This is a genomic window from Candidatus Hepatincolaceae symbiont of Strigamia maritima (genome assembly GCF_055505085.1).
In genome coordinates, this window is record NZ_DBKDTU010000094.1 from 1 (window position 1) to 11,813 (window position 11,813).

General features: G+C 29.1%; 10 protein-coding genes and 1 other RNA gene. 4 read left to right on the plus strand and 7 right to left on the minus strand.

What is annotated here, in order from left to right; genetic code table 11:
* Positions 1–989 precede the first annotated feature (989 nt).
* Positions 990–1,112, minus strand: a complete 123-nt coding sequence (locus tag ACQCX0_RS02260; RefSeq protein ID WP_462562537.1) for a hypothetical protein — start codon at positions 1,110–1,112, stop codon at positions 990–992.
* Between the two features lie 144 nt (positions 1,113–1,256).
* Positions 1,257–2,156: an FAD-dependent thymidylate synthase gene (gene thyX, locus ACQCX0_RS02265; RefSeq protein WP_462562538.1), complete on the minus strand. Its 900-nt coding sequence runs from the start codon at positions 2,154–2,156 to the stop codon at positions 1,257–1,259.
* Between the two features lie 43 nt (positions 2,157–2,199).
* On the opposite strand from thyX, the gene ssrA reads away from it, so the two are divergent.
* Positions 2,200–2,503: a transfer-messenger RNA gene (gene ssrA / locus ACQCX0_RS02270) on the plus strand.
* Between the two features lie 352 nt (positions 2,504–2,855).
* On the opposite strand, the gene ACQCX0_RS02275 is transcribed toward ssrA, so the two are convergent.
* The 3 genes from ACQCX0_RS02275 to ACQCX0_RS02285 form a co-directional block, all read right to left on the minus strand.
* Positions 2,856–6,191: a hypothetical protein gene (locus tag ACQCX0_RS02275; protein WP_462562539.1), complete on the minus strand. Its 3,336-nt coding sequence runs from the start codon at positions 6,189–6,191 to the stop codon at positions 2,856–2,858.
* A 41-nt stretch (positions 6,192–6,232) separates the two neighbouring features.
* On the minus strand, positions 6,233–6,358 hold the full coding sequence (gene ykgO / locus ACQCX0_RS02280; protein WP_462562540.1) for a type B 50S ribosomal protein L36: 126 nt from the start codon (positions 6,356–6,358) through the stop codon (positions 6,233–6,235).
* A gap of 87 nt (positions 6,359–6,445) precedes the next feature.
* On the minus strand, positions 6,446–6,895 hold the full coding sequence (locus ACQCX0_RS02285) for a flavodoxin family protein (protein ID WP_462562542.1): 450 nt from the start codon (positions 6,893–6,895) through the stop codon (positions 6,446–6,448).
* A gap of 47 nt (positions 6,896–6,942) precedes the next feature.
* On the opposite strand from ACQCX0_RS02285, the gene ACQCX0_RS02290 reads away from it, so the two are divergent.
* Both ACQCX0_RS02290 and tgt read left to right on the plus strand, forming a co-directional pair.
* Complete coding sequence (locus ACQCX0_RS02290) at positions 6,943–8,094, plus strand: S-adenosylmethionine:tRNA ribosyltransferase-isomerase (RefSeq protein WP_462562543.1); 1,152 nt, start codon at positions 6,943–6,945, stop codon at positions 8,092–8,094.
* 11 nt (positions 8,095–8,105) lie between these two features.
* The gene (gene tgt, locus ACQCX0_RS02295) at positions 8,106–9,242 is read left to right on the plus strand and encodes a tRNA guanosine(34) transglycosylase Tgt (protein ID WP_462562544.1); all 1,137 of its coding nucleotides are present in this window, start codon (positions 8,106–8,108) and stop codon (positions 9,240–9,242) included.
* 189 nt (positions 9,243–9,431) lie between these two features.
* Here tgt and gloB read toward each other — a convergent pair whose 3' ends face one another.
* Positions 9,432–10,172 (minus strand): hydroxyacylglutathione hydrolase, encoded by a 741-nt coding sequence (gene gloB / locus ACQCX0_RS02300; protein WP_462562545.1) that lies wholly within the window; start codon positions 10,170–10,172, stop codon positions 9,432–9,434.
* A gap of 50 nt (positions 10,173–10,222) precedes the next feature.
* Between gloB and ACQCX0_RS02305 the strand changes: the two genes are divergently transcribed.
* Entirely contained in the window at positions 10,223–11,011 is a 789-nt protein-coding gene (locus ACQCX0_RS02305; RefSeq protein WP_462562546.1) for a chorismate mutase, read from the plus strand.
* A gap of 103 nt (positions 11,012–11,114) precedes the next feature.
* Here the strand turns inward: ACQCX0_RS02305 and ACQCX0_RS02310 are convergent.
* Positions 11,115–11,813: lysophospholipid acyltransferase family protein (locus ACQCX0_RS02310; RefSeq protein WP_462562547.1), on the minus strand; the 699-nt coding region annotated here is incomplete at its 5' end.

Below are 11,813 nucleotides of genomic sequence, written 5' to 3' on the forward strand. Positions count from 1 at the left end.
CGACCACCGAGATCTACACTCTTTCCCTACACGACGCTCTTCCGATCTATATTCTGTACTTTTAAAGACTTAACCCCGCAAAATCTAGATTTAATAGAAAGTCACAAAAACGAGATAATTAGTAATCTTAAAGCTATAACTACTATAGAAAATATTTATATTGCCTATTCTAATACCGCAAAACAAAGCTCTTTAGCTCCTGTTAATAAACAAATACCTCCAAATATAAAAAAAATTATTACCGTATTATCTGGTAAAGGAGGAGTTGGAAAATCTTCTATTGCGGTACATTTAGCTTATGCTCTAAACCACATAGGATTAAAGGTAGGAGTCTTAGATGGAGATATATACGGACCCTCCATTCCCTTAATGTTCGGCATACAAGGTTTCTTAGAAATTTCACAAGAACATCTGATGATCCCCTTAGTACGTGATGATATTTTGCTTGCCTCTCTAGGATTTATGTTAGATTCTTCCCAATCCGTAATTTTAAAAGGACCTATGATTATTAAAACTTTCAATCAATTATTAATGCAAACTACTTGGGGGGATGCAACAACGGATGTGGATGTCTTAATTATAGATTTACCGCCAGGTACTGGTGACATTCATATTAATGTCTTTAAGAACTATGAGGTAGCAGGAGCAGTAATGGTTTCTACTCCTCAGAATGTAGCTCTGTTAGATGTACAAAAAACTTTTGTGATGCTACAAAACTTATCCATAAACATATTAGGAATGATTGAAAATATGAGTTATTTTAATTGTCCGTACTGTGGAAAAATTTCTCATGTTTTTGCAGAAAGTGGAGCAAAAATTAAATCTCTAGAATATAATATAGCTTTTTTAGGAGAAATTCCCCTAGATCTCAAAGTTAGAGAATACTTAGATAACGGTACTAATATTATTAAGGAAAACTTAAAACATCCTATTAGCCGAAAATTTATAGAAATAGCTTTGCAACTCAAACAGAAGCTGTTTATTAAAACTTAACCACTCCCTATTCTTAGTTGTTTAGCAATATCATAGTTATGATTAGTTATGTTACTATCCTTACAAATAATTACCAGATAAATAGCTAAAGATTTCACCCCTAAGTAAAGTCTCGGCATTAGAATAATTTATTATCTAATACCATAATTCTAGCTGGTTATTGGTAATAATAATCTTTTAATTAGAACTAATCTTTAACAATCACCATCAACACACTATTATTAGTAACCATCTGTTAATATATCTGTATTAAGAAAGTTTTATTAGTTGTTTATTTCTAATTGCTCCATAAGTTCTACCCATTCTCTCTTAGAAAGCCCACTCTCTGCTTGGGAAACAGTTTGTTGATTAATCAGTTTTTGTACTACTAATTTTGCCTGATTAGATAAAGAAATAGCATTAAAACGATAATCCAAAAAAGCCTGATACACTACAGGTACCCATTTCTTTATTATCTCTAACATTATCAAAGCATATGCTCTAATTTCATATTGTGCATGTTCATCTGCTCTCAGAGCTAGAAAGTGTAATAAATTATGCAAATCTATTTTCCAATATAGCTGAGTATACGTATTGAGAGGTAAATTAATTCTAGCTAATTCTCTAGTTAGCCCTTTTTTATTGTCAGCTTCATTAACATTTAACATAGTTTCATAATGTTTAAATAAAGCTTCTCCGTCACTTTTTAAGATATTTAGCACTTGTTTTGCCTCTTGTTTATCTAAGAGTTTATTTTTTCCCTGTTTATTATTCATAGATTGTGTTGCTAATTGTTCTTTTTTAGGAATATAATATTCTTTATCTAAAATAGAATATCGACCGGAATATTCGTTAACATTTGCAGTTCTATGACGTACCCATTGTCTAGCAATAAAAATGGGCATTTTAATATGAAATTTAATCTCACACATCTCTAAGGGCGTAGTATGTTTATGTCTAATTAAATATCTAATGAGAGCTGTATCATCTTGTAGGGTTTTAGTTCCTTTACCATAAGAAACTCTGGCAGATTGTACAATAGCATTATCATTGCCCATATAATCAATCACCCTAATAAAACCATGATCTAAAACCTTATGTTTATGATTTAAAATTTTTTCTAACTCAAAAGATACTGCTCTTTGAGTGGTATGTACTTCTGTTTCTTGAGTATTGCTAGACATATTTAAACCCTATTTTTGCTATTTTATATTAAGAATCACAATAGTAATTGCTAATTGTAAATAATTATACTATATTTTTTAATGTTAGTAGCAATACTAACTATGAGGATAAATGTCTTATAAAATACCTATTAAGGACTCGGGGGCAGTACCCGACATCTCCACCAATTATTATGGGGATGAATTAGCTTCGACTTGATATTAAAAATAGGAACTTCTTCCGGTATGATTCCATCGTTAAAGGATTAATTTTATAAGTGCCAAAGACAATAGGCCTTTTGCTTTAGCAGCTTAATCGCAATCTAGAGCGGGGTTTGGGAAGTACCTAGCAACAGAAACTTCCCACTTTATTTTATTTTTACTTTATTTTTATGTTAAAAAAATCGATTAAAATCTCTAATCATACAACTTTTATTGCTTTAGAAGAAAAGAAGAAAAATTTTGGATAGTTCTCAAAGAAATCGCAAAAAAATAAATATCCCCTTCATAATTAATTACCACTCTAAATAAAGATCGCAATAATGACTTACCCTTAAAGCTTAACACTCTTATGGTATATGTTTTAAATTATGCTTTAAACAGCTAAGTAGACACTATATTAATCTTTAGTATATAAGAATAAATATCTAAAAATTTCAATACCCTCTGCACCTCTAAGATATTTTGCAGGAGTTCTCATAATTATTTTAATTATATACGTTAATATAATTCTGGGAGTTCATTATCTTTAACCGGAGGAGGGGCTTGTTCTTGGATTTTTCTCTGTTTCTTTAAGTGTTCTTCTCTAAGGATAGCCTTCCTTTTTTGTTCTTCTTGTAATAATTCTTTGAACTGTGAAGAGGTTCTTTCTTCTTTTTTAGTGGGGATGGTTTTAATATTCTTTTTCTTGGTTTCATGTTTGAAATCTTTTAAACTAGGTAACCTTTTAGGGTTTTTAGCATCTAATTTCTTAATCTGACTTTCTAGATTCTTATTAACATATTTAGGCTTAATGGCAATTGATTTATCTATTTTTAATGCCGACTTTAATAAATCTCCGTTTAATTGGAATTTAATTTTATTAGTGTTATTATTTTCCTCACTTACAACCCCATTAATTCCTAAAATATTTGTATCAATTGCATATCCTCCTTGGAAAGTGCCCCTGTATCGCTTTTTGCCGTCAATATATAAAACTACCACCGGATAAAAATCTATTTTACTTCCCAAAATACTAACTTTTCCTACTAAATCATTAATATGATAGAGTTTTTTACCATTTTTACTTACTCCTTTACTAGAGAGAGTAAGATAAAAACCGTCATTAATAGAAACTCTATTGGTAGTTAATCTCTCTAATTTTACAAAGCCTATTTTTCCCTCTACTCTGGTTATAGGATTAGTGTAATTATCTCCAGCAAATTTAAGTTGACCATTGAGAATAACCTTACCAACCAGTTGATAATCTTGGAACATAAGTTTATTAAGAGTATTAAAATCTAGCCTTAAATTACTAATATTAAGATGCCCTACTACATTAGGAGCTACTTTTCTATTAAAATTAAACGAACCTAATATTAACCCAGTTTCTAACCCAGTTAATTCAAATTTTTGGATTAAAAAACCACTTTTAACTAATAAGGCATCCATTTGAGCATCTTTAAATTTAATACCTTTATAATCAAAAAATTTACTTTTTAGTTTCAATTTGATACTTAAATTATTTGAAATACCTAACACATCAGTACTATTTAAGTCTTGTAAAATATGCTGTTGATAAAATGTAGTTTGTTTATTATAAATTGCTGCTAAATAAGTAAAGTTTAAATCTTCAAGGGTGATACTTAATTGTAAATCAGATTTATCACTTCTTTCTATAAATAAAGCATATGCATTTTTAAATGCTATAGCTCCGAAAGCTCCTTCTATCTCTGTGAAAATTATACGATTTTTATCAAGATAAATTTTTGAATTTAGTCTAAATTCCTCGCTATTTGCAGTAATTGAATTAATAAATAAATTTAATTTAGGATTAATTTTAAAAATTTTAGTAAAATCACTAATATTTCCTTTAGACTTATATGTTAAAATTCCGGTTTTCTCACTTAGAGATATTTTACCTGCTACATTAATTTGAGTATCGTTATCGCTAAAAGCTACTTTATCTATATATAAATTACCAGTAGTATCTAGAAACCCTATAGCATTTATATTATTAATTGTACCACTTTGTACTTGTGAATTATGAAGATTTAAGTTTAATCTAAAAAATTTAGGTTTAAAATGGGTAATTTTCTGATTATACCAATTTAATAAATCATTAAATAAAATTTCAAAGACAGACTGTCCTACATAACTATTATTACTTTGATATAAAGTTTTAGCCTCTAAAAAAGAACTAATATTATAATTATTAAGATTTAAATTTAGACTTAAGGTTTGTCTATTACCATAATCCCAGTAAAGATTTCCGGTAGAAAAAATATTATCAATTTCTAAACTAAAGTTTGGTATACTTAGATAACTATTTGATACTTCAAAATTAGATTGTACTGCTACTTTACTTGTTATATTGATGGGTATTGCAACAGCGTTGACTAAATAACGCAGGGTGTTACCGTATCCTATAATTTTTCCCTTAATAATCCTATCTTCAACTATACCATCTACTTTTACATGGTTAGTATTATCTTTAGCGTTATCTAAAAAAAGTTCTAACTTAAAGGATTTATTTAAACTATTATTAAAATTATATTGTAAGCCTTGTTCTAATAATCTAAATTTTCCTGAGGAAAATATAACCCCATTATTGATCATCATATTACTATCTATATTTTCCAAATTAAAAAAAACAGCTCCGTGCTTATTTTCTATAATAATAGAACCATTTCTTAGAGAAAAATTAGAAACCTTAGTTATATCAAAATCTATATTGTTTACAAAACTATGTAAAACTTTATAGGTAAGATTGTTAGGTGTAGAGGGAGTAGTATGTATGGAAGATATAGTATTCCCTATCTCTTTTGTAGCATGATTGTTTTGAGTTAGAGGATCCTGAATTAATGGGGATTGAGTTGAAAAACTATCATTATTTCTTAAAGCATTATCTTTTAAGTTAGAGAAATCCTTAGGGGAATTTTGTAAATTTTTTGCTATCTCTGGCAGATCAAGATTTTGTTGTTCTAAATTATTAGAAGTTAATTTTTGTAATTCTACAAGCTTAGCTAATAAATCTTCCCCATTTAATTTATTTTTTCTGTTCAGTTTATTGGCTTTTTCTATCACAAGATTTTTTTCTTCTAAATTACCTTCTTCTAAATTGTTAAGTAGTTCTGCCTCATTAGGTTTTTGGTTATCCAAAATACTATATTGCTCTATACTATCTTCATACTTAAAGCCATCTGTATTACCAGTACTTGCCGCTATTAATTCTACTTTAGGATAAACTACTGATATATCTTTAATAGTAAACTTTCCTAAAAATAAGGGCAGAATATTAAAAGTAACTTTTAAAGTATTAACTTTTATTGACTTTATTTGAAAATTATTCTGATTCTTATCGAGTTTACTAAAACTAGCATCCCAAATATTAATACCCACACTTGGAAAAACACTAATTTTAATTACCCCATTAATTATTGCCTTATAACCAGTAGTATTATAAATAGCAGTTTCAAAATAGGTTTTATAAGTTTTATTATTCAAAGATCTTGATACTAGAGTACTAAAAATGAATAATATTAATACTAATATAATTAAATATTTAAGTCCTCTGCCTCTTATAAACAAGACAAGCAAGGGAATAATATAAGCTATACCTTTAATAATATATCCAACAAACAAGGCTAATTTATTTAAGGGTATAATAAAATACTTAGAGGCAGGCAAATTTTTTAATAAAATTTCTTCAAAAGGTAGAAAAAGTTGCTTTACAGAATTGAGAATCTTATCTACTTTTTGTGACAACTCCTGCGTTTGTACTACTTGATGCGTTACTTTGATAGTTTCTGCATTTTTTTTAGGTAAAAACTTAGTTATGATCTTCTTTAAACTCATATAACTCTCAGTTACTGCTTATCATAATAAATCTTGAAAATTTATCCCTGCCGTGCTTTAAATTTAGGATTTTGTTTATTAATTACATAAATTCTACCCCTACGACGCACAATTTTAGAAGCTTTATGTCTTAATTTAATTTTTTGTAATGAACTTTTTATAATCATTTTGCATCTCCGTTAGCTAACCTTATAAGAATTAACCTAGTATACCTACTATAATAGAAAATCTCAATAACAATTATAAAAACTAGTTTATTTTTTTAAGATATTAATTAGCCACTGAGTTATGATCTCTATGGTTTCTTCCCAAGGATCTTGAATTTTTAAATCAGCAATAATATTGCCTTTAAAATCCTGTAGTGAATTTTTTAAAATTTCTACGGCAAAACCGAAATAAGGATAATAACTATCACCTATTCCTATTATAGCATAATCTTTATTAGCAATTGTGCTTTTATCTAGATTATCCCAAAAAATTGTAAAATCCTCTTGTAAGGTAGCCGGATCTACACCCCAAGTTGCAGAACTCAAAATAATTAAATCATACTGTCCTTTAAATTGATATTTATCTGGTAAATCACATACTTCTACTATCTCTGTGGTACACTCAGAGGATAATTGCTTTGCCAAATAATATACTAAATCTCTAGTATTACCGGTAGTTGAACCATATAATATCAAAATATTTTTGTATTTTAACATGATTTATTGTTATATTAGTAATATTCATAAATTACTAATATACTAACATGATACCTAATTTAAGCTTAAAAGATTTTGATTTTAATTTACCTAAAGAATTAATTGCTCAAACCCCAATAATTCCTAAAGATACTGCTAAAATGCTAGAAGTAAACTCACTAGAATTAAATCAACATTTGGTAAGACATCTTCCGAGTTTATTAAACTCTAAGGATTTATTGGTTGTAAATGATACTAAAGTTATTCCCGCTAAATTAATAGGAACTTGCAGGAATAGCGCTATTTCTTTAAATTTACATAAATGCTTAGAAAAAAATTTATGGTTAGCTTTTGTAAAAAACTCCAGACGTTTAACAATTGATTCTCTAATTATTTTTAGTGATAAATTTCAAGCCAAAATAGTAGACAAACTTCCAAACGGCGAAGTAAAACTTTTTTTCTCATATGAAGGAGATTTTTATACTGTATTACAAGAAGCAGGACACATGCCACTTCCTCCTTATATTAAAAGAGATACAACGCTTAGAGTACAAGATAATACAGATTATCAAACTATTTTTGCCAAAGAAATAAATTCAAGTGTAGCTTCAACCAAAGCAGAGAAGTTAAGTTCTGCTATAGGAATAATTAACAGATTATATGCAACTTCAATAAATCGGAAAACTACTAACTTAATTGCCGGTTCAACCGCTTCTCCCACTGCTTCTTTACATTTTACTAAAGAATTATTACAGGCTTTAGATAAAAAAGGTATCAAGATAGCCCATCTAACTTTACATGTTGGAGCTGGTACTTTTCTTCCGGTAAAAACTCAGAATATATTTGAGCATGTAATGCATGAAGAATTTTGTTCTATAACAAAAGATACTGCTAAACTTATTAATAAAACTAAAACCAAGGACGGTAGAATAATTGCCGTAGGATCCACAGTTTTAAGAACATTAGAACATGCCTCATTAAACGGCAAAGTACAACCGTATCACGGTAATACCAATATTTTTATTACTCCTGGTTATAATTTTCAAATTGTAGATTGTTTACTAACAAATTTTCATTTACCTAAATCTACTCTATTTATGTTAGTCTGTGCTTTTTGCGGTATAGACACTATGAAAAAAGCCTATACTTATGCCATAACTAATAATTATAGGTTCTTTTCCTATGGTGATTGCACTTTTTTACATAAAACTCCGATATAAGGAAAATACTAATGTCTTTAAATTTTACACTGTTAAAAAGTAATGCCGGAGCACGGCTCGGAGAGCTAAAAACTGCTCATTCAACTATTAAAACTCCGGTTTTTATGCCTGTTGGAACTAAAGCCACACTAAAAGCCATGTATCCTGAAGATGTAGCAACAATGGGTGCAGAAATTATCCTAGCAAATACCTATCATATAATGATAACCCCCGGTGAAGATATTGTAGAGAATCAAGGTGGTTTACATAAGTTTATGAATTGGCAAAGATCTATCCTTACTGATTCCGGAGGATTTCAGGTAATGTCTTTATCCTCTCTTTCCAAAATAGAAGATAGCGGGGTTAAGTTTAAATCTCATCGCGATGGGATATCTTATTTTTTAACACCTCAGAAGTCTGTGCAAATCCAACACAAATTAGATTCTAATATTACTATGGTTATGGATGAATGTGTAAAATATCCTGCGGAGAAAACTTATGTAAAAAATTCCTTAAAACGCACGCATTTATGGGCAAAAAATAGTAAAGATACCTTTATTGATAGAATCGGCTATGGTATTTTTGGAATTAATCAGGGCGGGTTTTTTGAAGATTTAAGAAAAGAATCTGCACAATATTTAAGTAGTTTAAAATTTGACGGCTATGCAGTAGGAGGATTAGCCGTTGGAGAACCCCAAGTATTAATGTTTGAGGCATTAAATTTTACAACACCGCATTTACCTATTAACAAACCCAGATATCTAATGGGCGTAGGACGTCCTTCCGATATTTTGGGGGCAGTAGAGAGAGGAATTGACATGTTTGATTGTGTATTACCATCACGTGCAGCTAGAAATGCCCGAGCTTTTACCCATATCGGAGAAATTAATTTAAGAAATGCTAGACACAAAAATGATAGCCGAGCTTTAGACCCACACTGCCTCTGCAAAACTTGTACTAATTACTCAAGAGCATATTTACATCATCTCTTTAGGGTTGAAGAAATTCTTAGTGCTATGTTATTAACCACCCACAATCTACATTTTTATCTTACCTTAATGCACAAAATTAGAGAAGCCATTACTGCTGATAATTTCTTAACTTTTAAACAAGAATTCTTAAATACTCTAAATTCAGGTGATATTAAAGAATTAAACCACCCAAATTAAGCTATTATTAGTTAAGTTAAATTACTTTTATACTTCTTTAGTGTTACCAAGATTTCATATGATTTAGTGGTTATAATCTGAGTAAATTAAACTTAAAGAAGTATAAAATTGTATGAAAAACTTTACAAAAAGGATTTATAAACTCAAGGTAGAGAGATAAATTAATCTTAACTTAATCTCCTATTACCACTAATATTCATTACGTTTTTTTCTTAGATAAGTAAAAAACTCTAAATCACTTAATTGTTGTAATTGTAAAGATTCTTTAAAGGCTTGATTATCAAAATTTAGAAAAGGATTAAGTTTTTTTTCATCAAGTAGTGAGTAAGGTGCTAGGATTTTATTTTCCACAACTTCTTTTCTTTTAGTACTATAATCAAAAAAATTAAATTTCCTAGCAAACGCTAAATTAATACTAGTGAGTTCATGCCCACTAAAAATTAATATCTCTTCTGGTAAATTTTTAATAATCTTTAAAGAGCTATACATATCAGCATAACTTCCTTCAAAAATTCTACCACATCCTAAGGAAAATAATACATCTCCACAAAACAAATAATTCAGCATACTAAAGTTATATATAATATCAGCTTTAGTATGCCCTTTTAGCCTAATAGTTGCTATTTCTTGCCCAAGTAGAGATAAACTATCATTCTCTTTAAATTCTATATCTAACTCCGGTAATCTATGCTTATCTCCACTAAACCCTACAATTTTTGCCTCGGTTCTATCCTTTAGCTCTGCAATACCCTCTATATGATCATAATGAGCATGGGTAACTAAGATATATCTAAGCTTAAGTTTATATTGTAAAATAAAGTTATACACAGGAGTGGCGTCCCCGCAATCAATTATCAAACTCTCAGCATTAGCATTAACTAACAACCACACATAGTTATTTTTTAATATTCTTATTGGATAAAATTTCATATAATTACCTTATAATAATTGTTAATTTTAAAAATACATTAATGACTATCATGATTAATCATAAATTAGAAAATATTAGAAACCAAATAGATAAAATAGATAGCTCTTTAATAAGCTTACTCCGTGAGAGAAGTTTGTTAATTAAAGAAGTAAAAGTTATTAAAAAAGACGATCCCATAAAGATTAAATTAGCTAGAGAAGCTCGTATGGCTAGAAGATTACTTACTCAGGATTTTGGCTTATATAATAATTATTCTATGCAAAAAATTTGGCGAGAACTAATTATAGCTACCCTCTTAATTGAAGGGGATTTTACTTATATCATTTATGAAGATATAGAATCTTTGGCAAAAATTAAAGAAATTACCACCTTTCATTTTGCTAACACTGCCATAACTTTTTTAAAAAATGTTGATGAAATTTTTAATAGCCTGAATAACCATCAAAGTGTTTTTGCAATCTTTCCCTATCCTGAGGCAACTTTTAAAACAAAATGGTGGCTGCTTTTAATGGATCCCCAATATCACAACCTTAAAATTAATTTGTTATTGCCTTTTATTCCTAATCCTTTGGATGCCTTTAAACTGAATACAGTGAAGGCTTTTGGTGTGTCTAAATCTTTAATAGAACCTACACAAAATGATACATCTTTATTTATTCTCTCAGATCTTAATGTTATACCTCCTGATATTACCATTTTAGATAGAGTAAACAATTATAAATTAATTCAAGTACCCGGCTTTTATCATACTACTGCCTTAGTAGCACAATTCCTAAATATTCCGGAGAGTAAACTCTTTTGTGCCGGGATTTATGCAAATCCATTAGAATCAAGTTAGAATCATTTAGTTAGAAAATCACCTGATACATACTAATTAAATGTACCCTAACAGAGTTATTATTTTTAAACAAACTTGCTCCGTATGAATTTAGCCTAAAAACTCAGCAAAATCCTTTCTGTTTTAAAAACAAGTTATTAGCCTCCTTTAATAATTCAGCACTTTTATTCTCAATCAGAGTTTCTAATTTTATCAGAAATTCATCCTCAGTTAAGCCAGGATAAATAGGAGGTAAAAATTCTATAATCATTTTACCTGGATACCTTAAAAATATACCTCTAGGACTTATTGCTCCGGTATTTAAAGCCACTGGGATCACTGGGACCTTAGCATGACTGTAGAGTTTGGCAATTCCTTTTTTATATTTTACGTACTCTCCCACATTTACTCTGGTTCCCTCTGGAAAAATTACTAATTGTCCTTTTTTTCTAAAGCAAACCTCACATTCTACTATAAATTTATCAATCCTAATATGACTTCTGTCAACTGCTATTATATTGAGCTTGGCAATTGATCTTCCCACAAAAAAACTCTCTATAATTTCTTTTTTTAAGACATAAAAACACTTAGGAAAAAATTGATCAAAGAGTAATAAAGTTTCCCATGCAGACTGATGTTTGCTGGCAATAATACAACTACCCTTAATAATATTTTCTAAACCTCTATATTCTACTTTAATTCCTATAATAAATGCTATTCCTAGACGAATCACAAAATTCATCTTTTTTAAGATATAAGCAATAGTTGAACCTTTAATAATAAAGCTTAAAAGATAGGTAACCCCCATAACCGGTATCAAGAT

Coding starts and splice junctions, on each gene's coding strand:
- ACQCX0_RS02260 (WP_462562537.1), bottom strand. CDS start 1,112: ATGCCGAGACTTTACTTAGGGGTGAAATCTTTAGCTATTTATCTGGTA.
- thyX (WP_462562538.1), bottom strand. CDS start 2,156: ATGTCTAGCAATACTCAAGAAACAGAAGTACATACCACTCAAAGAGCA.
- ACQCX0_RS02275 (WP_462562539.1), bottom strand. CDS start 6,191: ATGAGTTTAAAGAAGATCATAACTAAGTTTTTACCTAAAAAAAATGCA.
- ykgO (WP_462562540.1), bottom strand. CDS start 6,358: ATGATTATAAAAAGTTCATTACAAAAAATTAAATTAAGACATAAAGCT.
- ACQCX0_RS02285 (WP_462562542.1), bottom strand. CDS start 6,895: ATGTTAAAATACAAAAATATTTTGATATTATATGGTTCAACTACCGGT.
- ACQCX0_RS02290 (WP_462562543.1), top strand. CDS start 6,943: ATGATACCTAATTTAAGCTTAAAAGATTTTGATTTTAATTTACCTAAA.
- tgt (WP_462562544.1), top strand. CDS start 8,106: ATGTCTTTAAATTTTACACTGTTAAAAAGTAATGCCGGAGCACGGCTC.
- gloB (WP_462562545.1), bottom strand. CDS start 10,172: ATGAAATTTTATCCAATAAGAATATTAAAAAATAACTATGTGTGGTTG.
- ACQCX0_RS02305 (WP_462562546.1), top strand. CDS start 10,223: ATGATTAATCATAAATTAGAAAATATTAGAAACCAAATAGATAAAATA.